21 protein-coding genes are annotated in these 21,508 nt (G+C 59.0%); 17 read left to right on the top strand and 4 right to left on the bottom strand.

Translation table 11 applies throughout. The annotated features are described in order from the left end of the window. Nucleotides 1-41: 41 nt before the first annotated feature. Nucleotides 42-1,337, bottom strand: a complete 1,296-nt coding sequence (locus tag PRI8871_RS14235; protein WP_108886905.1) for an adenylosuccinate synthase — start codon at nt 1,335-1,337, stop codon at nt 42-44. A 165-nt stretch (nt 1,338-1,502) separates the two neighbouring features. Here PRI8871_RS14235 and PRI8871_RS14230 point away from each other — a divergent pair, with 165 nt between their 5' ends. From PRI8871_RS14230 to PRI8871_RS14150, 16 genes are all read left to right on the top strand, one after another. Continuing rightward, on the top strand, nt 1,503-2,156 hold the full coding sequence (locus PRI8871_RS14230; protein ID WP_108886904.1) for a hypothetical protein: 654 nt from the start codon (nt 1,503-1,505) through the stop codon (nt 2,154-2,156). 69 nt (nt 2,157-2,225) lie between these two features. Then, on the top strand, nt 2,226-2,621 hold the full coding sequence (locus PRI8871_RS14225) for a DUF6524 family protein (RefSeq protein ID WP_108886903.1): 396 nt from the start codon (nt 2,226-2,228) through the stop codon (nt 2,619-2,621). Nucleotides 2,622-2,787: 166 nt separating this feature from the next. Continuing rightward, nucleotides 2,788-3,159: a preprotein translocase subunit SecG gene (gene secG, locus PRI8871_RS14220; protein WP_108886902.1), complete on the top strand. Its 372-nt coding sequence runs from the start codon at nt 2,788-2,790 to the stop codon at nt 3,157-3,159. Between the two features lie 230 nt (nt 3,160-3,389). Continuing rightward, nucleotides 3,390-5,033 (top strand): CTP synthase, encoded by a 1,644-nt coding sequence (gene pyrG / locus PRI8871_RS14215; RefSeq protein ID WP_108886901.1) that lies wholly within the window; start codon nt 3,390-3,392, stop codon nt 5,031-5,033. 414 nt (nt 5,034-5,447) lie between these two features. Then, on the top strand, nt 5,448-6,230 hold the full coding sequence (locus PRI8871_RS14205) for a 23S rRNA (adenine(2030)-N(6))-methyltransferase RlmJ (protein ID WP_108886899.1): 783 nt from the start codon (nt 5,448-5,450) through the stop codon (nt 6,228-6,230). A gap of 63 nt (nt 6,231-6,293) precedes the next feature. Beyond that, nucleotides 6,294-6,737 carry a tellurite resistance TerB family protein gene (locus tag PRI8871_RS14200; RefSeq protein WP_108886898.1) on the top strand — a complete coding sequence of 148 codons (444 nt, stop codon included), beginning with the start codon at nt 6,294-6,296 and terminating at the stop codon, nt 6,735-6,737. A gap of 39 nt (nt 6,738-6,776) precedes the next feature. Further along, nucleotides 6,777-7,214 carry a tellurite resistance TerB family protein gene (locus PRI8871_RS14195; protein WP_108886897.1) on the top strand — a complete coding sequence of 146 codons (438 nt, stop codon included), beginning with the start codon at nt 6,777-6,779 and terminating at the stop codon, nt 7,212-7,214. Nucleotides 7,215-7,353: 139 nt separating this feature from the next. Continuing rightward, on the top strand, nt 7,354-8,139 hold the full coding sequence (locus PRI8871_RS14190; protein ID WP_108886896.1) for an ABC transporter ATP-binding protein: 786 nt from the start codon (nt 7,354-7,356) through the stop codon (nt 8,137-8,139). Nucleotides 8,140-8,155: 16 nt separating this feature from the next. Beyond that, on the top strand, nt 8,156-8,884 hold the full coding sequence (locus PRI8871_RS14185) for a transporter substrate-binding domain-containing protein (RefSeq protein WP_108886895.1): 729 nt from the start codon (nt 8,156-8,158) through the stop codon (nt 8,882-8,884). Between the two features lie 114 nt (nt 8,885-8,998). Then, entirely contained in the window at nt 8,999-9,880 is an 882-nt protein-coding gene (locus PRI8871_RS14180) for an ABC transporter permease (RefSeq protein WP_108886894.1), read from the top strand. A gap of 139 nt (nt 9,881-10,019) precedes the next feature. Next, nucleotides 10,020-10,826, top strand: coding sequence for an ABC transporter permease (locus tag PRI8871_RS14175; RefSeq protein ID WP_108886893.1), 807 nt, complete (start codon nt 10,020-10,022; stop codon nt 10,824-10,826). A gap of 57 nt (nt 10,827-10,883) precedes the next feature. Further along, the gene (locus tag PRI8871_RS14170) at nt 10,884-12,233 is read left to right on the top strand and encodes a glutamine synthetase family protein (protein ID WP_108886892.1); all 1,350 of its coding nucleotides are present in this window, start codon (nt 10,884-10,886) and stop codon (nt 12,231-12,233) included. A gap of 60 nt (nt 12,234-12,293) precedes the next feature. Next, nucleotides 12,294-12,977 carry a type 1 glutamine amidotransferase gene (locus tag PRI8871_RS14165; RefSeq protein ID WP_108886891.1) on the top strand — a complete coding sequence of 228 codons (684 nt, stop codon included), beginning with the start codon at nt 12,294-12,296 and terminating at the stop codon, nt 12,975-12,977. Further along, nucleotides 12,974-14,335: a glutamine synthetase family protein gene (locus PRI8871_RS14160; protein WP_108886890.1), complete on the top strand. Its 1,362-nt coding sequence runs from the start codon at nt 12,974-12,976 to the stop codon at nt 14,333-14,335. Before PRI8871_RS14165 ends, PRI8871_RS14160 begins: the two co-directional genes overlap by 4 nt. 7 nt (nt 14,336-14,342) lie before the next feature. Continuing rightward, entirely contained in the window at nt 14,343-15,647 is a 1,305-nt protein-coding gene (locus PRI8871_RS14155; protein ID WP_108886889.1) for an NAD(P)/FAD-dependent oxidoreductase, read from the top strand. Between the two features lie 116 nt (nt 15,648-15,763). Continuing rightward, nucleotides 15,764-16,978 (top strand): DegT/DnrJ/EryC1/StrS family aminotransferase, encoded by a 1,215-nt coding sequence (locus PRI8871_RS14150; RefSeq protein ID WP_108886888.1) that lies wholly within the window; start codon nt 15,764-15,766, stop codon nt 16,976-16,978. Nucleotides 16,979-17,017: 39 nt separating this feature from the next. Here the strand turns inward: PRI8871_RS14150 and phaR are convergent, their stop codons facing one another. The 3 genes from phaR to phaC all read right to left on the bottom strand — a co-directional run bounded on the left by phaR (nt 17,018) and on the right by phaC (nt 20,094). Continuing rightward, a complete protein-coding gene (gene phaR, locus PRI8871_RS14145; RefSeq protein ID WP_108886887.1) occupies nt 17,018-17,560 on the bottom strand; it encodes a polyhydroxyalkanoate synthesis repressor PhaR in 543 nt (180 codons plus the stop codon). 159 nt (nt 17,561-17,719) lie between these two features. Next, on the bottom strand, nt 17,720-18,169 hold the full coding sequence (locus PRI8871_RS14140; RefSeq protein WP_108886886.1) for a phasin family protein: 450 nt from the start codon (nt 18,167-18,169) through the stop codon (nt 17,720-17,722). 131 nt (nt 18,170-18,300) lie between these two features. Then, nucleotides 18,301-20,094 carry a class I poly(R)-hydroxyalkanoic acid synthase gene (gene phaC / locus PRI8871_RS14135; protein WP_108886885.1) on the bottom strand — a complete coding sequence of 598 codons (1,794 nt, stop codon included), beginning with the start codon at nt 20,092-20,094 and terminating at the stop codon, nt 18,301-18,303. Nucleotides 20,095-20,199: 105 nt separating this feature from the next. Here phaC and phaZ point away from each other — a divergent pair, with 105 nt between their 5' ends. Continuing rightward, nucleotides 20,200-21,465 carry a polyhydroxyalkanoate depolymerase gene (phaZ, locus tag PRI8871_RS14130; protein ID WP_108886957.1) on the top strand — a complete coding sequence of 422 codons (1,266 nt, stop codon included), beginning with the start codon at nt 20,200-20,202 and terminating at the stop codon, nt 21,463-21,465. Nucleotides 21,466-21,508: the final 43 nt, after the last annotated feature.

The following is a 21,508-nucleotide window of genomic DNA, read 5'->3' as shown; positions in this document are numbered from 1 at the left end:
TTCAGGTCCTTCGCGTCAAAACAGGTATCAGGCCGTTTAACTTAGTCCGAGAACGGGTCCGTGACCAGAATCGTGTCGTCCCGCTCGGGCGAGGTGGACAGCAGCGCAACCGGACAATCGATCAGCTCTTCGATGCGGCGAACATATTTCACCGCGTTGCCGGGCAGATCGTTCCACGACCGTGCGCCTTCGGTCGATTCCGACCAGCCGGGCATTTCTTCGTAGATCGGCTTGCAACGCGCCTGCTGATCGGCAGCCGTGGGCAGGTAATCCAGCGTCTCGCCATCCAGATCATAGCCGGTGCAGATGCGGATCGTTTCGAACCCGTCCAACACGTCCAACTTGGTCAGCGAAATACCGTTCACACCCGAGGTTGCGCAGGTCTGGCGGACCAGCGCCGCATCGAACCAGCCGCAACGACGCTTGCGGCCCGTTGTGGTGCCAAACTCATGCCCGCGTTCACCCAGACGCTGACCATCGGCGTCAAACAGCTCCGACGGGAACGGGCCTTCGCCCACGCGGGTGGTGTAGGCTTTGACGATGCCCAGAACGTAGTCGATCGCGCCGGGGCCAATGCCAACACCAGTGGCGGCCTGACCGGCGATCACGTTGGACGAGGTCACAAACGGATAAGTGCCGAAATCGATGTCCAGCAGCGCGCCCTGCGCCCCTTCAAACAGGATGCGTTTGCCCGCTTTGCGCTTTTCGTTCAGAACCTTCCAGACCGGTGCGGCATAGGGCAGGATCTCGGACGCGATGTCTCGCAACTGGGCGATCAGCGCGTCACGGTCCACGGGATCAATGCCAAGACCTTTGCGCAGCGCGTTGTGATGCAGCAAGGCCCGATCAACACGTGCTTCCAGCGTGGCAGCATCGGCCAGATCGGCGACCCGAACCGAACGGCGGCCCACTTTGTCCTCATAGGCCGGGCCAATGCCGCGGCCCGTGGTGCCAATCTTGGTGCCTGCGCTGGCCGCTTCTTCGCGGGCGCGATCCAATTCACCGTGAATCGGCAGGATCAGCGGGGTGTTTTCCGCGATCATCAGCGTCTCGGGCGTGATTTCGACGCCCTGCGCGCGAATCGTGGCGATCTCTTTGATCAGGTGCCAAGGATCCAAAACCACGCCGTTACCGATCACCGAAAGCTTGCCGCCGCGCACAACGCCCGACGGCAGCGCGTGCAATTTATAGACTTTGCCGTCGATCACCAGCGTGTGGCCGGCGTTGTGACCACCTTGGAAACGGGCGATCACATCAGCGCGTTCGCTGAGCCAATCGACGATTTTACCTTTTCCTTCGTCGCCCCACTGAGCGCCGACCACAACCACGTTTGCCATTCTGGGACCTTTCTGCAAAAGCCAAACCCGCGCTCGTATAGCCCCGGTCTGCGAAGTGTGAAACCCGAATCTGCGCCAGCGCGGCAACTGAGCCCCCTTTGACCGCCATTATGCGCCTTGATATGAAAGGCGCGGGGATAGCCTCGTTTCAAATCGGAACATTTCATGCGCATCGATCGCACCGCATTTATGCACCTTGGCCCGTATATCTATGCCGTTATGGGCGGGGCGCTTGTACTGCTTTTTTCCTATGTCTTGCGCGGCCAAACGGACCTCATCTGGCAACGAGTCGGCTTTGCCGTGGCACTGGGCCTTATGGCGCAAGACGTGCTGCAACCGGCCCAGCATATGGCCCTGACCGGGCGCCGGTTCGGACGGTCGATCTATGCGTTTCATCAGGGCCTGCATTTTTCCACCCTGTTCTTGCTGCTGACGTGGGATCCCGAAACATCGATGGATGCGATCGGGTACAGCCTGATCTTGCTGACACTTATCTTTGGCGGATCGATGGCGCTGCTGCTTCGGCGCAATAAGAAAGCCCCCGCGTTCGTTGTCGAAATCGAAAAGCTGTTCGATACCTCGCCCGAGAATGCCTCTGCGCGATATGCATGGGTCTGGCCACTGATCGTCATCGCGCTTCTGGCGTGGCAAATCATCCGGGGGCCTGTCCCGCCGGTATCGCTGATGTTTAGCTTGGTGTTTCTGCAAACCCTCGCGCAGTATTACCTGCGAAAATCCAGCGCACCTTGGCTACTAAGATATCTGCACAGCTTTATCGGAACCGCCCTGCTGATCACTCTGTTCATCGCTGGCCAATAACGGCAAACCCTAGACAGCCCTGCCACAAACCGCCACTTTGTGCAGGCATTTGCCCCAAGGACACTGTCTATGAGCTTTTTTCTTCGTTGGCTGTTTGCCTTCCTGCTGGTCGCGCTGACCTACAATCCCACGCCCTTGAACTATGTGGCTTGGTCCATAAGCAACTGGCCCGCACAAATGCCGCTGATCGCCCTCTTCGGTCTGCTTCTGCTGATTGGGTACATTATTTATCTGCGCGCCACGCTGCGCTCCATCGGGCCTTTTGGCATGGTCTTGGTGCTGGCTTTGGTCGGAGCGCTGCTTTGGGTGCTGTATGATTTCGGTCTGCTGGACCTGACGAACCGCACGCTGTCGCTGTGGCTGGGCATTTTTGCGCTGTCCATCGTTCTGGGCATCGGCCTGAGTTGGAGCTTGGTGCGCCGCAAACTCTCTGGTCAGGCAGACGTGGACGATGTGGACGAATGACGCCAAACCGCGCCGTCCCCTGCTTCTTCTCTTTTATAAATACGCACAGCCCGACCAGCCCCGTTCGCTGCCGCCGGGTGAATGGTGCAATGGCCGGATGAACGGCTTGCACCCTGAGGCCTTTGCGCCTACATAGCGCGAAACGTTGCAAACGCAGGCCCGCCTCATGGAAAACGTCATCCTGATTGTCCACCTTCTGCTCGCCCTCGGTTTGATCGCCGTGGTGCTGCTTCAGCGCTCCGAAGGTGGCGGCCTTGGCATGGGTGGTCCCGGCGGCGCCGCCGCTGGTCGTCCCCCGCTGACGGCCATCAGCAAGGTGACTTGGGTATTGGCCATTGCGTTTATCATCACCTCTATCGGTCTGACCGTTGTCGCGGCGCAAAAATCCGCTGGCAGCTCGGTTCTGGATCGTCTGGGCGGCGCACCCGCTGTGGATGCAACTGCGACGGACACACCGGCACCGCTTGAAACGGACGGTCTGCTTCCGCCACCTTCGAGCACGGACGCAAACACGCCGCTGGTTCCGCGCGCCGACTAAGCAGTTATAAGATCTGACGACTCACCCCGGCCCAAACGGGCCGGCGTGTTTTTGTTGTGCGTTGCGCAACACCCACTACCGATAGACAAGATCATAAGAACCGTAACAGCATCTTGCGGTTATCTGGACAATGTTGACCGAATCTTGTATATCTCAAGTCCCGTGATGCTATGGATCCGACTCGGACCTGGGGCAGAAAAATATGAAATAAATCACGGGGTTCGGGCCACATGGCACGCTTTATCTTCATCACCGGCGGTGTTGTTTCAAGTCTGGGCAAAGGTCTTGCCTCGGCCGCTTTGGGTGCGCTTTTGCAGGCGCGCGGGTATTCTGTGCGTCTTCGCAAGCTGGATCCGTATCTAAACGTCGATCCCGGCACCATGAGCCCGTTTGAACATGGCGAAGTTTTCGTCACCGACGACGGCGCCGAAACGGACCTTGATCTGGGCCATTACGAACGCTTCACCGGCGTGGCCGCCCGCAAGACAGACTCGATCTCGTCGGGCCGGATCTACACCAACGTTCTCGAGAAAGAGCGTCGGGGCGATTACCTTGGCAAAACGATTCAGGTGATTCCGCACGTCACCAATGAGATCAAGGATTTCATCTCGATCGGCGAGGATGAGGTTGATTTCATGCTGTGCGAAATCGGCGGGACCGTGGGCGACATCGAAGGCCTGCCCTTCTTTGAAGCCATCCGCCAATTCAGCCAGGACAAACCGCGCGGCCAGTGCGTGTTCATGCACCTGACGCTGCTGCCCTATATCGCCGCCTCGGGCGAGCTGAAGACCAAGCCGACTCAGCACTCGGTCAAGGAACTGCGCTCCATCGGGATTGCACCCGATATTCTGGTCTGCCGCTCCGAAGGTCCGATCCCGCAAAAAGAACGCGACAAGCTGGCGCTGTTCTGCAACGTGCGCCCCGATGCGGTGATTGCCGCGCAGGACCTCAAGTCGATCTATGAGGCCCCGCTCGCCTACCACCGCGAAGGGTTGGATCAGGCGGTTCTGGATGCCTTCGGCATCGCCCCGGCCCCCAAGCCGAACCTTGAGCGTTGGGAAGATGTGGCCGACCGCATCTACAACCCCGAAGGCGAAGTCAAAGTCGCCATCGTTGGCAAATACACCCAGCTGGAAGACGCCTATAAGTCGATCGCCGAGGCCCTGACCCATGGCGGTATGGCCAACCGGGTCAAGGTTAAGGTGGAATGGGTCGATGCCGAGATTTTCGACCGCGAAGACCCGACCCCCTATCTTCAAGGCTTCCACGCGATCCTTGTGCCCGGCGGGTTTGGCGAACGCGGCACCGAAGGCAAAATCAAAGCGGCGCAATTCGCCCGCGAACACAAGATCCCTTACCTTGGCATTTGCCTTGGCATGCAAATGGCCGTCATCGAAGCCGCGCGCAACGTGGCAGGCATGACCGCGGCCGGGTCCGAAGAATTTGACCACGAAGCCGGCAAGAAACGCTTTGAACCTGTCGTCTATCACCTCAAGGAATGGGTGCAGGGCAACGAAAAGGTCAACCGGTCGGTCGCCGATGACAAAGGCGGCACCATGCGCCTTGGCGCCTATGACGCGGTTCTGGCCGAAGGGTCGAAAGTGGCCGAAGTCTATGGCGCAACCGCCATCGACGAACGCCACCGCCACCGCTACGAAGTGGACATCAGCTATAAGGACCAGTTGGAACAGGTCGGCCTGTGCTTCTCGGGGATGTCGCCCGATGGCCGCTTGCCGGAAATCGTCGAATGGAAGGACCACCCGTGGTTCATCGGCGTCCAATTCCACCCTGAACTGAAGTCCAAACCGTTCCAGCCCCATCCGCTGTTCAAAGACTTCGTCCGCGCCGCCAAGGACAATTCGCGTCTGGTATAAAACCAAACGAAACAAATTATATCGCCGCCCACAACCATTTGGGCGGCGATATTTTTTTAATCGCCTTGTAATGGTTTTCTATTTCTAAGAAAATTAACGTATTGTTAACCATTTAAAGGCACCTGCCATGATTCCTCGTACGTTCCTGTTTCTTTTCTTTGCCTTATCGTCAGGCGGCTCCGCTTTTGCAGCACCTGTATGGACTGGGGTTCACCCAAAAGAACAAACCATTTCCCATGGCGGCGGCTGCCGTAAATCCTCGCCTCCGGGTCAATGCTGCCATGCTGGGAAGCAACCGCTTCACTGCCACTGAACGACTTACACAACACCAATTAGGCGCAAGTTCTTAAACTTGCGCCCGATCCCACCGATTGAGCTATTGCGCCGAGAAATTTGCCGCCTTAATGCTCTCACATGCTCTCCTACCAACATATCTACCACGCCGGAAATCTGGCGGATGTTCAGAAACATGCGCTTTTGGCGTGGATGTTGGATTATCTGACGCGCAAGGACAAACCGCTGTCCTATATCGAGACCCACTCCGGGCGCGGGCTTTATGACCTGTCGGCGGATGAGGCGATCAAGACCGGTGAGGCAGCACAAGGCATTGCGAAGGTGGCAAAATGGTTTGCCCCCGGCCACCCCTATATGCGGGCCTTGGCCGAGGTGCGCAAAGCCCATGGGCCGAACGCCTACCCCGGCTCTCCGGTGATTGCCAAGGCGCTGCTGCGCGACACGGACACGTTGCATCTGGCCGAACTGCACCCGCAGGAACATGCGGCCCTACGCACGGCGATGCGGATCAAATCGGCCAACACCTATCAGCAAGACGGCTGGGACATGGTGCAAAGCATCTGTCCTCCGACCCCGCGCCGCGGGCTGCTGCTGGTCGACCCCAGCTATGAGATCAAAACGGATTACGACCTGATCCCGAAGGTCTTCCAACAGCTTGACCGCAAGTGGAACGTCGGAATTCTGGCGCTTTGGTATCCGCTGCTGAAGGATGGCCCGCACGGCCCCATGATCCGGGCGCTTCAGGCCGAATTCCCCGATGCGCTGAAACATGAGGTGCGGTTCCCCCCCGCCCGCGATGGCCACCGGATGATCGGATCGGGCATGTTCATCGTCAATCCGCCCTATGGCCTGTCGGAAGAAGCCGCGCGGCTGACCAAGAATTTCGCCCAACTGTCTGCATAGGCGGCGATTTCCCCCTACCCATTTGCGCCAAACCCGATAGCCTGCCCGCAGGAGGGTGAAGCCATGTTCGAACGTATTTTAAAATTGCTACATGCGCCGCCGAAAAAGCCCGCACCGCTTGGCGAATTGGATGCCCAGGCGGCGGTCGGTACCTTGCTGGTCCGCGTGGCCATGGCCGACGATGCCTATCTGTTTCAAGAGGTTGAGCAGATCGACAAGGTTCTGTGCGATGCCTACGGGATGAAACCGCTGGAGGCCGCCAAATTCCGCGCCCGCTGTGAACGCTTTGGCCGCGAACTGCCCGCCAATGCCGATCTGGCCGCCGTCGTCCGCGATGGTGTGTCCTATGACGATCGCCGCGCGCTGATTGATGCGCTATGGCGGATCGCGCAGGCCGATGGTTTTACGCATGAAAGCGAAGCAGAGCTTGTGGAGCTGGTGGTAGAACAGATCGGCGTGTCCCACGAGGATTCCGAAGCGGCCCGTTTGGCCCATAGCATTCCGTGACCCATTGGCAGGCGGCATAGCCTGCCATATATGCCACATATGTTTGCTGATCTTCTAAAACGCCTTACGGCGACGAATGCCGCGCCCCTGCCCGATCTGGACGCACGTCTTGCGCTGACGGCGCTTTTGGTGCGGATTGCCCGCGCGGATGAAAGCTATGACGCCGAAGAACAGGCCCGGATCGACCGGATCTGCAGCCAGCGTTACGCCCTGTCGCCGTTTGAGGCGAGCAAGCTGCGCCATGACGCCGAAACGCTGGAATCCGAGGCCCCCGACACCTTCCGCTTTACCTCGGCGATCAAGGCGGCGGTGCCGCTGGAAGATCGGATCGGCGTGATTGAGGCGATGTGGCAGGTCGTGCTGGCAGATGGCGTGCGCGACCCCGAAGAAGACGCGCTGATGCGGATGGTCACGTCCTTCCTTGGCATCTCGGATCAAGACAGCGCATTGGCACGGCGACGTATCTCGGGCGGCTAATCCTCTGGCGAAAGGGCGTGAAACTGCCTTGAAACGCGGCTGACCTTTGGTCACGTGGCGGAAACGTCACGTGATCCGGCGGATTTGACATTGCCTCTTGCGGAAAACTTGGCAAAATTCCCGACCAAACGGTCAAATCATGCCAAGCACGCCAAAACCAACAGAATCACCCGTCATCGAAATTCGTGACCTTCACAAACGCTACGGCGATTTGGAGGTCATCAAGGGTGTCGACGTCACCGCGCATCGCGGCGATGTTGTGTCGCTGATCGGATCGTCGGGGTCGGGCAAATCCACCCTGCTGCGCTGCGCCAACCTTCTGGAAGACAGCCAAAAGGGCGACATCCTGTTCAACGGTGAACCCGTGCGCTGGTCCGGCCATCCGCGCCGCCCGGCTGATCCGTCGCAGATCCTGCGCATCCGAACGAACCTGTCGATGGTGTTCCAACAGTTCAATCTGTGGGCCCATATGACCATCCTGCAAAACGTCATGGAAGCGCCGGTCACGGTGCTGGGCCGCGACCGGGATGAGGTCGAAGCCGCCGCGCGGTCCTATCTGGACAAGGTCGGCATTGGCGACAAATGCGATGTCTATCCCGCGCAGCTTTCGGGCGGCCAGCAACAGCGCGCCGCCATTGCCCGCGCCCTATGTATGGAGCCGCAGGCGCTTTTGTTTGATGAACCCACCTCGGCGCTGGACCCCGAGTTGGAACAAGAGGTCGTCAAGGTCATCAGGGAACTGGCCAACGAAGGCCGGACCATGTTGATCGTCACCCACGATATGAAAATGGCCGCCGATGTCAGCGACCATGTCATATTCCTGCACCAAGGAAAAATCGAAGAAGAAGGCGCACCGGACACGCTGTTCGGCGCGCCAAAATCAGAACGGCTACAGGGCTTTCTGGCCTCAACAATGGCCGTCTAACCTCAGGGAGACTATCATGAAAAAACTGCTACTGGGCACCGCCGCATTAGCTGTCACCGCCTCGGTCGCATTCGCTGGCAGCCACTCGGTTGTTCGCATGGGCACCGAAGGCGCCTACCCTCCGTACAACTTCATCAACGATGCTGGGCAAGTTGATGGGTTTGAGCGTGAGCTGGGCGATGAGCTGTGCAAACGCGCTGAACTGACCTGTGAATGGGTCACCAACGAATGGGATTCGATCATCCCGAACCTTGTGTCGGGCAACTACGACACCATCATCGCAGGAATGTCGATCACGGCAGAACGTGATGAGGTCATCGACTTCACCCAGAACTACACCCAGCCCGACCCCTCGGCCTATCTGGTGATGGCAGGCAATGAAGGTGTGGCACTGGAAGGCGCGGTCATCGCGGCTCAGACCAACACCATTCAGGCCAGCTTTGTCGCCGAAATGGGCGCGACCCTGCTGGAATTTGCATCCCCCGATGAAACCATTGCTGCGGTGCGCAACGGCGAAGCCGACGCGGTTCTGGCCGATAAATCCTTCCTGACCCCGATTGCGGATGAAGGCGGCGATCTGGTCATGCTGGAGCGTGAAGAGCTGATCGGCGGCGGTGTTGGCATGGGCCTGCGCGAAAGCGATGGCGAGCTGAAAGAAAAGTTCAACGCTGCCATCCAGTCGATGAAAGACGACGGCAGCCTGAACACGCTGATCGCAAAATGGGAAATCGGCGCTGCGTTCTAAGCGTCTGATCGGGGCGGCGAAGCCATTCGCCCCCCGGTCTGTCTAAGGGGGCAGACCCGCCCCCTTCTTCTCTTTCCAAATACGCAAAAACCGCAACATCCCCCGAGGCACCCCATCTTCAGTATGTGCACAGACCCAAGCCAGCTTGACCAGTTTTCTTGGCTGGCCTGCTACCTGACCACGCCAAAACACATGGCGCTGTATTGGTCGGTCGGCACTGTTCTGTCGCTGTTGGCGATCACCGCCCCGGCGGCGCTGCTGTTCGGGTTTGGCGGGGCCACCTCGGCCCGGTCGCGCATCACGCCGCTGCGCTGGTTCGGAAAAGGCTATATCGCCATTGTGCGCGGCGTGCCGGATATCGCGTTCTTTTTGTTCTTTGTCATCGCGCTGGACCAAGGGTTCGAATGGATCCGGCATCAGGTCAAATGCCCCGATTGGCCGGATCCGATCCGGCAGGGCAATGACTTTATCGTCTGCGCCGCGGCAAAGATGCCTTTGGGCACCGCGCCGCAATGGGTGCATGAAACCTATGGGTTTTTTCTGGCGGTCCTGACCTTTGCTATCGTCTTTGGCGCCTTTGCCGCCAATGTGCTGTACGGTGCGATGCGGTCGGTTCCGCATGCGCAGCTTGAAACCGCAGCGGCCTATGGCATGACCCCGCGCCAGACCTTCTGGCGCATTCTGGTCCCGCAGATGTGGGTCTATGCGCTGCCCGGTTTGGGCAATCTGTGGATGGTGTTGATCAAAGCAACGCCGCTGCTGTTCCTGCTCGGGGTTGAGGACATCGTCTATTGGGCCCGCGAATTGGGCGGGGCCAAGACAGCCCGGTTTACCGACTATCCGCATGCCGACTGGCGGATGTGGTACTTCTTTGGGCTTTTGGTGTTCTACCTGCTGTTCACCCGCGTGTCTGAGGTCGTGCTGGACCGTCTGATGAAGCGCCTGACCCACGGCCAAGCCACTGTTGGCGGCGAAGCCCAGCGAAAGGCCGCGTGAGGATGGTTTGGTTGGATCTAGTCTCTGGGGCCGCCGCGCCTTTGGACAACGGCCTGAAATTGGGGCTCTGCCCCGCCCGCGCTGACGCGCGTGCCCCCCGGGATATTTCGGGTCAGAAAATACACGGGGGCGTTTTCAGATGAGTTGCTGGGAAACGCTGGCCGATTACGGATTGCGTTCGCTGGGCTATGGCGAGCGGCTTTTACCGCGGGACGAGTTAACCATTTGCCAACAGGTGGTCCTGATTGGATCGGGCATGCTGTGGAACATCTATTTCGGCGTGCTGTCGGTGATCGTTGGCTTCATGCTGGCGACGGCAGTTGCGCTTGGCAAAGCCTCGCAAAGCGCGTTGTGGCGCAAACTGTCGGAATGGTTCATCTTTCTGTTTCGCGGCTCGCCGTTGTTCATCCAGTTCTTCTTTGCCTACTTCCTGTTCCTCAGCCTGAAGTCCAGCTTTCCGGCGGCATCGGTCTTTACCTCGGCATGGTCCGGGGCGCTGGTGGTGCTGATCCTGAACACCGCCGCCTATTCCGGCGAGATTTTCTACGGCGCGCTGATGTCTGTCCCCAAGGGCGACATTGAGGCCGCCGATGCCTATGGGTTCAAAGGCTGGTCCAAGTTCCGCAAGATCACATGGCCGACCATGCTGCGGCTGGCATGGCCCGCCTATACGAATGAAGCGATCTTTTTGTTCCATGCCACGACGCTGGTGTTCTTTTCCGGCTTCCCGGCGCGGCAACAGCAGGGCGATGCGCTTTATTACGCCAGTTACTTCGCAGACAAGACCTTCAACCCCTTCATCCCCTACCCCATTCTGGCGGGGTACTTCATCTTGCTGACGCTGATCATCATCACCCTGTTTGGCATCGTGAACCGCCGTCTGAACCGGCATTTGCCGCAGAATGACCGCCCGCGTCTGAAGCTGAAGCCCAGGTTGCTGCGCTAAAGGCGTGTTTGGTGCGAGCGTGGCGATACGACAAGAATAACAACAAGATGGCCTGAGATGAGCTTTTCCCAAACCCGACACTTCCTGCGCAAGAACCCCCAAATCCGCACCTTTCGCTGTGCGGCGGCCGACTTGAACGGACAGTCGCGCGGCAAACGGGTTCCGGCGCGCTTTGCCGATAAGGTGGTTGAGGATGGCACGCGCTTTCCACTGTCGGCGATGAATCTGGACATTTGGGGCGAGGATATCGACGACAGCCCGCTGGTGTTCGACACTGGCGATGCCGACGGCGTATTGCGGCCCACGGAACGAGGCTTTGTGCCTATGCCGTGGCTAGAGGCGCCGACTGCCCTGTTGCCGCTGTGGATGTTCCGCGAAAATGGCGAACCCTTTGCCGGTGATCCGCGCCACGCCTTGCGGGCCGTGGTGGACCGGTATCGGATGAACGGCATGACACCCGTTGTCGCGATGGAGCTGGAGTTCTTTTTGATCGATGACAGCGGTAAGAAGCTGACCGTGCCTGTATCGCCCCGGTCGGGCAAGCGGCGCAAGGCGGCTGAGGTTCTGTCGATCCGGGCGCTGGATGCTTTCGACAGCTTCTTCACCGATCTGTATGACGCCTGTGAAGCGATGGACATTCCCGCCGATACCGCGATTTCCGAGGCGGGGCTGGGCCAGTTTGAGGTCAATATGATGCATCAGGATGACGCCCTGCGCGCCGCCGACGATGCCTGGCTGTTCAAGATGCTGGTCAAGGGAATTGCCCGCCGCCACGGCTTTGCCGCCTCCTTCATGGCCAAACCCTATGAAGATTACGCCGGATCGGGCATGCACACGCATTTTTCCGTGCTGGATTACGCGGGCAAAAACATCTTTGACGATGGCACGGCCAAGGGCACCTCGACGCTTATGCATGCGGTGGGCGGATGCCTTGAGGCGATGTATGACAGCACGCTGATCTTTGCCCCGCACCAGAACAGCTATGACCGAATGGTGCCCGACGCCCATGCGCCGACCGGCATGTGCTGGGGCTATGAAAACCGCACGGCGGCGCTACGCATTCCCGGTGGCAACCACAAAGGCCGCCGGATTGAGCACCGCGTGTCGGGCGGCGATGTGAACCCGTACCTGACGCTGGCCGCAATCCTTGGCGCGGCGCTGAATGGGATTGAGGATCAAACCCAGCCGCCTGAACCTATTCGCGGCAATTCCTACGCCCAAGACCTGCCGCAGATCGCCGGAACGTGGGGCGACGCCATCACCGCCTTTGAAAACAGCACCATCATGCCGCGGATTTTCCCTAAGGAATTGATCCGCAACATGGTTCTGACCAAACGGCAGGAACTGCACTATATGGCCGAACTGAGCGCGACCGAGCAGGTGGAAATTTATCTCGACACGGTCTGAGCCGTCTTGTTCTGCACCGCCCCTGACCGTACCTTACTGGTACAACCCTATTGGTGACCCATGAAAATCGGAATTCTTCAAACCGGCCTCGTCCCGTCTGAGCTTGCGCAGCAGTTGGGCGAATACCCAGACATGTTCGCCCGTCTTCTGGATGGGCGCGGCTTTGACTTTACCACCTATGCCGTGGTGAACGGCGAATTCCCTGATGGGCCAGAGGCGCAGGATGGCTGGCTGATCACCGGATCGCGCCATGGGGTCTATGAGGACCACGCGTGGCTGCCCCCGCTTGAGGCGCTGATCCGCGACATCTACACCGCTGGCAAGCCGCTGATTGGCGTGTGCTTTGGCCACCAGATCATCGCGCAGGCGCTTGGCGGCGATGTGCGCAAATTTGATGGTGGCTGGTCAATCGGCGCCACGGATTATGCCTTTGGCGATGAAACCCGCCGCCTGAACGCCTGGCATCAGGATCAGGTCGTAACCCCGCCCGAAGGGGCGGAAACCGTGGCCAAGACCGATTTTTGCGCCCATGCGGCGCTGCTGTATCCCGGTCATGCCTATACCGTGCAGCCGCACCCCGAATTCGGCCATGACGTGGTCAAAGGCCTGATCGATTTGCGCGCACCCGGCGTAGTGCCGCAGCCGCTGATTGATACGGCCAATGACCGGATTGAGACGCCCTTGGCAACCCAGCGCCTTGCCGACGAATTTGAAACCTTCTTCAAGACAGGAACCCTTGCATGAGCGATTGGACCGATGACCTGCCCGAGGCCGCCCGCGCCTATGTAACGGAACAGCGGCTGGATGAGGTGGAATGCGTCATCTCGGACCTGCCGGGGATCGCGCGGGGCAAGGCCGTGCCTGCAAGCAAGTTCATCCGCCAACAGCATTTTCACCTGCCCGACAGCATCTTTTTCCAGACCATCACCGGCGACTGGGGCGAAGCTGCGGATGAGGACGAAGGCTTTATCGAACGCGATATGATCCTGAAGCCGGACATGTCCACCGCCACCGCCGCGCCTTGGACGGGGGACGTCACGCTTCAGGTGATCCACGACGCCTATGACCGCAAGGACCGCCGCATTCCCTATGCACCGCGCAACGTGCTGAGGCGGGTGATGGATCTGTACCTGGCTGAAGGTTGGAAGCCCGTGGTCGCCCCCGAGATGGAATTCTATCTGGTGGCCCGCAATCTTGATCCGGCCAAGGAAATCGAACCGATGATGGGCCGTTCGGGCCGTCCGGCCGCCGCGCGTCAGGCCTATAGCATGACCGCCGTGGATGAATTTGGCCCGGTCATCGACGACATCTATGATTTCGCCGAGGCCCAGGGCTTTGAGATTGACGGCATCACCCAAGAAGGCGGCGCCGGCCAATTGGAAATCAACCTGCGCCATGGCAACCCGGTCAAGCTGGCCGATGAGGTGTTTTACTTCAAACGCCTGATCCGCGAAGCTGCCCTGCGCCACAACTGTTTTGCGACCTTCATGGCCAAGCCCATCGCCAATGAGCCGGGCAGCGCCATGCATATTCACCATTCGGTGCTGGATATCGAAACGGGTCGGAACATGTTTTCAGGCCCGCATGACGGCGAAACCGACGCGTTCTACAACTTCATCGGCGGGCTTCAGAAATACCTGCCGTCGGTGATTGCCGTAATGGCGCCCTATGTGAACAGCTATCGCCGCTACGTGCGCGACCACGCCGCCCCGATCAATCTTGAATGGGGTCGGGACAACCGCACCACCGGCATCCGCATTCCGCTGTCCTCGCCGGATTCGCGCCGGGTGGAAAACCGTCTGGCGGGAATGGACTGCAACCCATACCTTGGCATCGCGGCCTCTTTGGCGGCGGGCTATCTGGGCATGAAAGAGGGCCTGCGCCCAACCAAGCAATATCGCGGTGACGCCTACGAGGGCGACGGCGAAATCCCCAATGTGCTGGGCGATGCGCTGGATCTGTTCGACGACTGCAAACCGATGCAAGAGGTGCTGGGCCCGGATTTCTGCCGCGTCTATTCCATCGTCAAACGCACCGAATACCAAGAATTCCTTCAGGTGATTTCTCCGTGGGAACGTGAACACCTGTTGCTGAACGTCTAAAGCCCGTATGAACCTGCTCTATTCGAACGACCAATCCGGCCAATACCCCGATAGCTGGTATGCCGCGACCGCCGATATCAAAGCGCCCCGCACTGCCCTGAAGGGGCAGGAAACAGCGGATGTCTGCGTGATCGGCGCGGGCTACACCGGGCTGTCGGCGGCGCTGCACATGGCCGAGGCAGGATTGAAGGTCATCGTCCTTGAGGCGCACAGGGCGGGCTTTGGTGCGTCGGGCCGCAATGGCGGGCAATTGGGCAGCGGCCAACGGCAGGACCAACGCAAGCTGGAAAAGATGATGGGCCCCGACCATGCCCGCCACCTGTGGGACTTGGGCGAAGATGCCAAGGCGCTGGTCAAATCCCTGATCGCGCAGCACCAGATTGACTGTTACCTCAAACCCGGCGTGGCCTGGACCGGATCGACCCAAGCCGAGGCAGAGGAGCTGCAAAGCTATGCCCGGCATTTGCAGACCGACTATGGCTACGATCAGATCCACCCCCTGAACGCCGAGGAATGCCACGCCATGTGCCCCTCGCCCGATTATGTCGGCGGGCTGATTGACCGGGGCGCGGCGCATCTACACCCTTTGCGCTTTGCGCTGGGGCTGGCCGATGCCGCTGAACGCGCGGGCGCGGTGCTGCACGAACAATCGCAAGTGCTGGATATCGAGCGCGGCGCGAAAGTCACCGTCCAGACCGTCGATGGCAGCGTTGTTGCCGATCACGTCGTTCTGGCGGGCAACGGCTATCTGGGCAAGCTGGATCATCGCGTGCCGAAACGGGTCATGCCGATCAACAATTTCATCGTCGCAACCGAACCGCTGGGCGATGATGCCGCCCGCGTGTTGACCGAAGATGTGGCGGTCGCGGATTCGAAATTCGTAGTGAACTATTTTCGCCTCAGCCATGACAACCGCCTGCTGTTCGGCGGTGGTGAAAGCTATGGCTACCGCTTCCCCAGGAATATCGCGGCGGTGGTGCGCAAGCCGATGACCAAGGTGTATCCGCACCTGCGCGACGTTCGTATTGACTATGCCTGGGGCGGCACGCTGGCGATTACCATGACCCGAATGCCCAATCTGGCGCGGCTGGACCGCAACATCCTGACGGCCTCGGGCTATTCCGGCCACGGCCTTGGCACGGCGGTACACGCGGGCCAATTGATGGCCCTTGCCATCGAAGGACAAGCCGCCGGATTTGATGCTATGGCCGCCGTCCCAACCCCGCGCTTTCCGGGCGGTACGGCCTTCCGTAGCCCGCTTTTGGCGCTTGCCATGACGTGGTTTTCGCTGCGCGACCGCCTAGGCGTTTGATCTTCCAACGCTTTCACTTTTGACAGCCCCCGCGACCATCAGTGCAGGGCGATCTGCTTGGCTTTCCCGCCCGCTTAATTTACTATTTCCAAAGTGAAGTTTCAGGATTTTGAAATATGTCCGATATGCCCAACATGCACGACGCAGAGCCGATCCCAGACGCGGCCCGCGCCGAGATCGACCGGCTTATGGCCTCTGGCGATTTGTTCCGTTACACCGCCTCTGAAAACGCACCGGTGACCCTGCTGGAAGCCGAATTCGCCCAGATGATGGGCGTGAAATACGCGCTTTGCGTAAGCAGCTGTTCTGCGGCGCTGTTCCTGTCGCTCAAGGCGCTTGGCCTGCCCCGCGACGCGCGGGTGATGATCCCCGGCTTTACATTTGCGGCTGTGCCGTCGTCGATCGTGCATGCCGATTGTGTGCCGGTGCTCTGCGAAGTGGGCGACAACTATCGCATCGACATCGCCGATTTTGAGACCAAGCTGGACAGCGTTCAGGCCGTCATCATCAGCCATATGCGCGGGCATACATCTGACATGGATGCGATCATGGCGCTGTGCAATGCGCGCGATATTCCCGTGATCGAAGACGCGGCCCATTCGCTTGGCACCACGTGGCATGGACAGAAAATCGGAACCATCGGCAAGATCGGCTGCTTCAGCTTCCAAAGCTACAAGCTGATGAATGGGGGTGAAGGCGGGGTCATGATCTCAAACGATCCTGACATTATCGCGCAGGCCGTCATCCTGTCGGGCGCTTACGAGCATAACTGGAAAAAGCACAAAGGCCCGCGCGGCGAAAACTCGACCGAATTGCACGACGCTTTTGCGCGCTGGCAGAACAAACTGCCGCTTTACAATCTGCGCATGTCGAACCTCAGCGCCGCCGTGCTACGCCCCCAGCTGGCCGAGGTGCCGCGACGGATCACCGATGGCCGCCGCAACCACGACCACGTGGCCGCGCAGATCAACGCCTCGCCCTGGATCAACGTGCCGGACAAACTGCCGCCCGAAGATCGCGCGCCGGATTCGCTTCAGTTCAATCTGGTGGACATGAGCGACAATGAGGTCAAAGCCTTCGCCGCCGAGGCCGAAGCGCATGGCGTCAAGGTGCAGGTCTTTGGCCAAAGCACCGACAACGCCCGCGCCTATTGGAACTGGCAGTTCATGCCCGAAATGCCGGACCTGCCGCAGACACGGGCCATGCTGATGCGGGCTTGTGATACCCGCCTGCCCGCCCGTCTGACGCTGGAGGAATGCGATGCCGTGGCCGCCGTTCTGATTGACGCGGCGCAAACGGTCGCCGGTCAGGTCAAAGCCTACGGCACCTAAGGCCACACGATGAAAAAGGCGCCCCGAGGGGCGCCCTTTTTATTTGTCCATCTTCGACAGTTTTTCCTGCAACTGGGCCAACTGGCGCTTTATATCGCTCAGATCCTCGCCCCCGGTTTCAGTGCCAGGAACGGTGCTGCCCGGCTTTAGCCCGCCCGTCATGGCCTTCAAGAAGGCCTCTTGCTGGGCTTGCATGGCCTCAAACCCCGGAATACCGGCCATTGGGTTGACCTTGTTCATATTCTCAACCCAATGCGATTGGCTGTCGCGAAACATATCAAAGCTGGCCGCCAGAAACTGCGGCACGACGCTTGTCGCTTGCGTCGTATAGCTGCGGACCAGATCTGTCAGAACATTGATCGGCAGAACGTTTTCGCCACGGCTTTCGTGCTCAGCCACGATCTGAAGCAGATACTGGCGAGTCAGGTCGTCGCCGGACTTCAGATCGACGATCTGTACTTCACGGCCATCACGAATGAACCCGGCGATATCTTCCAAGGTCACGTAGTCAGACGTTTCGGTGTTGTACAGACGACGGCTGGCATACCGCTTAATCAAGAGTGGCTTATCGGTGGTTGGCACGGGTCCCTCCCCTAGAGTGCGGCGCTGCATTGCAGCTTATGCGACTGCAGAACAAAAGCAAGCCATTGAAAAAACAAAAGGCCGGATCTGAAGATCCGGCCTTGCAGCGACGCTCATAACATTTGGGAGGAGAAAGTGAGCGTCGCGAAGCTTGTCAGCTTACTTTGCTGCGGTTGCAGCTTTCTTAGCAGCGGCGGTCACGTCGTTGGTGGCCTTCTTCACTGCGGCAGTTGCGTCTTCCGACAGATCTTTGCCGGCAGCCATCATCAGCTCAACGGTTTCCATCTGTACTTTCTTGGCGATCTCAGCAAAGGCGGCCATGTTTTCAGCAGCAACTTCAGCCTGAGCCGATGCGAAATCGGTGATGGCTTTTGCGTAATCTGCCGGCTCTGCCTTTGCTTTCGACATGTCTGCCAGTTTGGTCAGGGTGTCTTTGGTCCACTTGGACGAAATGTCGGCCGACTTTTCAGCAGCTTCCAGAGCAACGCCCGACAGCTTTTCGTTCAGCGTCGCGGTGGTTTTGAAAGCGTCTTCCATGGCTGCGGTGTCAACCGGGAACGCGCCCATCATGTCTTTCATCAGGGCGGTGAAATCTTGGGTCTTGGCCATCTTAAAAATCCTTTAGCTTGCTGAGCGAGCCCACCTCGCTTTTTCTGCAGCTGCAAACAATATGCATGCTGCGGCGCAGCATTTCAAGGATTTTCTTTCTGCGCTGCCGAAAAAATAATCTTCAAAAGAATTCAACCCTTTGCCTTCACCAACACATACGTCCCCGGCGCATGGGCGAGCGGCGGATGCTCCGAATCGCCTACAGGGCGAGCGTCAATCCACTTGCCAGACCGCTTGGCGATCCACTTTTCCCAATGCGGCCACCAGGACCCTTCGTGGAAATCTGCCTGCGCCTGCCAGTCTTCGGCAGGCAGTTTCAGATCGGTGTTCAGATAATGGCCGTACTTCTTTTTGGAGGGCGGATTAACGATGCCCGCGATGTGGCCCGACTCAGACAGGATAAAGGTCTTCGACCGGCTGGCCGCCTGCTGGAACCCGCGATAGCAATCTTTCCACGCGGCGATATGGTCGGTCTCACACGCGATGGAACACATGGGCACATCGACATCCTTTAGCGACACCGTCTCGCCCAGAACCTCAAAGCCATCCCCGGCCAGTTCGTTGCGCTGGCACAGCCCGCGCAGATATTCGACCACCATCTTGCCCGGCAGGTTGGCCCCGTCCCCGTTCCAATAAAGCAGGTCGAAGGCGGGCGGCGTTTCGCCCAGCATGTAACTGCGGATCGCAGGCCCATAGACTAGATCGTTGGAACGCAGGAAGGAAAAGGTTCGCGCCATGATGAAGGAATGCAGAATGCCCTTGGCGTTCACCTCGGCCTCGATCCCGTCGATGAAGTCATTCTGCAAGAAGGGCGTGAATTCCCCCTGATCCGAGAAATCGGTCAGCGTGGTAAAGAAGGTCGCGGATTTGACCGATTTGTCGCCGCGTTTTTTCAGCAAGCCCAGCGTTAGGTTCAACGTGGTGCCCGCGATGCAATAGCCGATGGCGTTGATCCGGTCTTGCTTGGTGATGGATTTGACCACGTCGAAGGCGGTCAGATAGCCGTCTTGCACATAGTCGCCCATGCCGATCTGCGCCATGCTTTCATCGGGGTTCACCCAGCTGACGACAAACAGCGTATAACCCTGATCGACGACCCAGCGGATAAAGCTGTTCGATTCCCGCAGGTCCAGAATGTAGAACTTGTTGATCCACGGCGGGAACAACACGATCGGCGTCTCACGCACCTTTTCGGTGGTGGGCGCGTATTGGATGATCTCCATCATGTGGTTGCGGAAAACCACTTCACCATCGGCGGTGGCGATATTGCCCCCGACCTCGAACGCGCTTTCATCCACCAGTCGGACAATCAATTCGCCCTTGTTCGCCTCAAGATCGGCGACAAGGTTTTCCAGCCCGCGCACCAGACTTTCGCCTTCGGTTGCAACGGCACGTTCCAAGGCGTCGGGGTTGGTGGCCAAAAAGTTGGTCGGCGCCATCATATCGACGATCTGACTGGCGAAATACTTGAGCCGGCGCTTCTCGGTTTCGTCCAGATCTTCGACATCGCCAACGGCCTGTTCGATGGCCTTGGCGTTGATCAGGTACTGCTGTTTGACGAAGTTGAAATAGGGGTGCGAATCCCAGAGCGGATTGCTGAACCGGCGGTCCTTTGGGCCAGTGTCGGCGGGCGGCTGCAACTTGCCTTTGGACAGGGCGCTTTGGGCATCGACGAAATGCCGCACGGAACTGCCCCAAAATTCAATCTGATGTTCAAGAACCTTGGCCGGGTTTTGCATCCACTCATGCATATAGGCCTGCGCGGCCTTAACATAGAGATCGCCACTTGGCGCACTCAGCGATGGGTTGACCGACTGCTTTTGCCGCAGCGCCGCAACCAACCGTTGCGATAACTCCTCGATTCGAGAGAGATTTTCCTCCAAACGCGTCTTGTTTGCAGCTGCGGCAACGTCGTTCGTTGTCATCTAAACAAATCCCCCATACAATCTGATGTCAGATTAACGTCGCATTGCCAAAGTTCAACGCGGCGTTTTACCCGGGACTATTAACCCGGAGAGATGGAGACGCGCATGCGCTATATGGCGACTTACGACCTGATGGAAACCATTCGCAACACCAACCAGTGGCTTGGTGCGACGGCGAAGACCATGGCCTCCTATCCTGCAATGGCTGCCATGCCGAACCCGGCAATGCAGTGGCTTGCTGCATGGGGCGAAGTGACGGAACGCACCTTCGAACGTATGGTCGTCAAACCGTCCTGGGGCATCCGCACCATGACCTGCGCCGATGGCCGCGATCACTTGGTCAGCAAAGAAGTCGTGGTGGAAAAGCCCTTTGGCGATCTGCTGCACTTCAACGTTTTGGGCCGCGAAGAAATGGCGCGAAAAATCCTGCTGGTTGCGCCGATGTCGGGTCACTACGCGACCCTGCTGCGCTCGACCGTGCAATCGCTGATCCCCGATTGCGAAGTCTACGTCACCGATTGGCACAATGCCCGCGATATCCCGGTCAGCGCTGGCAAGTTCGACATCGAAGATTACACACTCTATCTGATGGAGTTTATGCGCTTCCTTGGACCGGACACCCACGTGATCGCCGTGTGCCAGCCTGCGCCGCTGACCTTGGCCGCCACCGCTTATCTGGCCGAGCTGGACCCCGACGCGCAGCCCCGTTCGCTGACGCTGATCGGTGGCCCGATCGATCCGGGCGCTGCCCCGACCGAAGTCACCGACTTTGGCCGCCGCGTCACCATGGGCCAACTGGAAGAAACCATGATCCAGCGGGTTGGTTTTAAATACAAAGGGGTGGGCCGCATGGTCTATCCGGGCCTGCTGCAACTGTCGTCCTTCATGTCGATGAACGCCGACCGCCACAGCAAAGCCTTCACCGATCAAATCTCGCGCGTGTCGCGCGGGCAAGCGTCGGATCACGATGCGCACAATCGCTTCTATGACGAATATCTGGCCGTCATGGATATGCCCGCTGAATTCTATCTGTCGACGGTGGAACGCGTGTTCAAGAACCGCGAAATTGCCAAGAACGAATTCATCGTTGATGGGCATAAGGTGGACATGGGTGCGATCACCAGCGTTGCGGTCAAGACCGTCGAAGGCGCGAAAGACGATATCTCGGCCCCCGGCCAGTGTATCGCCGCTTTGAACCTTTGCACCGGCCTGCCTGACAGCAAGAAAGCCAGCCACGTGGAGCCAGGCGCAGGCCATTACGGCATCTTCGCTGGCAAAAGCTGGCGCAACAACATCCGCCCGCTGGTTCTGGAATTCATCGACCAGAACTCGGGCAAATCGGGCAAGCCTGCGAATATCAACGCAGCCTAAACCTTGCCCAAGAACAGCAAAACGCCGCCCCTTATGAGGGCGG

The sequence above is a fragment of the Pseudoprimorskyibacter insulae genome, from assembly GCF_900302505.1.
GTDB lineage: Bacteria > Pseudomonadota > Alphaproteobacteria > Rhodobacterales > Rhodobacteraceae > Pseudoprimorskyibacter > Pseudoprimorskyibacter insulae.
Note: the sequence above shows the minus strand (reverse complement) of the source record. Positions and strands in the feature narration are given on the sequence as shown.

Excerpts from the sequence above, each read along its gene's own strand:
- PRI8871_RS14140 (WP_108886886.1), bottom strand. The coding sequence starts at position 18,169 with ATGGCCAAGACCCAAGATTTCACCGCCCTGATGAAAGACATGATGGGC.
- phaZ (WP_108886957.1), top strand. The coding sequence starts at position 20,200 with ATGCGCTATATGGCGACTTACGACCTGATGGAAACCATTCGCAACACC.
- PRI8871_RS14190 (WP_108886896.1), top strand. The coding sequence starts at position 7,354 with ATGCCAAGCACGCCAAAACCAACAGAATCACCCGTCATCGAAATTCGT.
- PRI8871_RS14185 (WP_108886895.1), top strand. The coding sequence starts at position 8,156 with ATGAAAAAACTGCTACTGGGCACCGCCGCATTAGCTGTCACCGCCTCG.
- secG (WP_108886902.1), top strand. The coding sequence starts at position 2,788 with ATGGAAAACGTCATCCTGATTGTCCACCTTCTGCTCGCCCTCGGTTTG.
- PRI8871_RS14150 (WP_108886888.1), top strand. The coding sequence starts at position 15,764 with ATGTCCGATATGCCCAACATGCACGACGCAGAGCCGATCCCAGACGCG.
- PRI8871_RS14160 (WP_108886890.1), top strand. The coding sequence starts at position 12,974 with ATGAGCGATTGGACCGATGACCTGCCCGAGGCCGCCCGCGCCTATGTA.
- PRI8871_RS14175 (WP_108886893.1), top strand. The coding sequence starts at position 10,020 with ATGAGTTGCTGGGAAACGCTGGCCGATTACGGATTGCGTTCGCTGGGC.
- PRI8871_RS14235 (WP_108886905.1), bottom strand. The coding sequence starts at position 1,337 with ATGGCAAACGTGGTTGTGGTCGGCGCTCAGTGGGGCGACGAAGGAAAA.
- PRI8871_RS14170 (WP_108886892.1), top strand. The coding sequence starts at position 10,884 with ATGAGCTTTTCCCAAACCCGACACTTCCTGCGCAAGAACCCCCAAATC.
- PRI8871_RS14165 (WP_108886891.1), top strand. The coding sequence starts at position 12,294 with ATGAAAATCGGAATTCTTCAAACCGGCCTCGTCCCGTCTGAGCTTGCG.
- phaC (WP_108886885.1), bottom strand. The coding sequence starts at position 20,094 with ATGACAACGAACGACGTTGCCGCAGCTGCAAACAAGACGCGTTTGGAG.
- PRI8871_RS14200 (WP_108886898.1), top strand. The coding sequence starts at position 6,294 with ATGTTCGAACGTATTTTAAAATTGCTACATGCGCCGCCGAAAAAGCCC.
- PRI8871_RS14205 (WP_108886899.1), top strand. The coding sequence starts at position 5,448 with ATGCTCTCCTACCAACATATCTACCACGCCGGAAATCTGGCGGATGTT.
- pyrG (WP_108886901.1), top strand. The coding sequence starts at position 3,390 with ATGGCACGCTTTATCTTCATCACCGGCGGTGTTGTTTCAAGTCTGGGC.
- PRI8871_RS14155 (WP_108886889.1), top strand. The coding sequence starts at position 14,343 with ATGAACCTGCTCTATTCGAACGACCAATCCGGCCAATACCCCGATAGC.
- PRI8871_RS14225 (WP_108886903.1), top strand. The coding sequence starts at position 2,226 with ATGAGCTTTTTTCTTCGTTGGCTGTTTGCCTTCCTGCTGGTCGCGCTG.
- PRI8871_RS14230 (WP_108886904.1), top strand. The coding sequence starts at position 1,503 with ATGCGCATCGATCGCACCGCATTTATGCACCTTGGCCCGTATATCTAT.
- PRI8871_RS14195 (WP_108886897.1), top strand. The coding sequence starts at position 6,777 with ATGTTTGCTGATCTTCTAAAACGCCTTACGGCGACGAATGCCGCGCCC.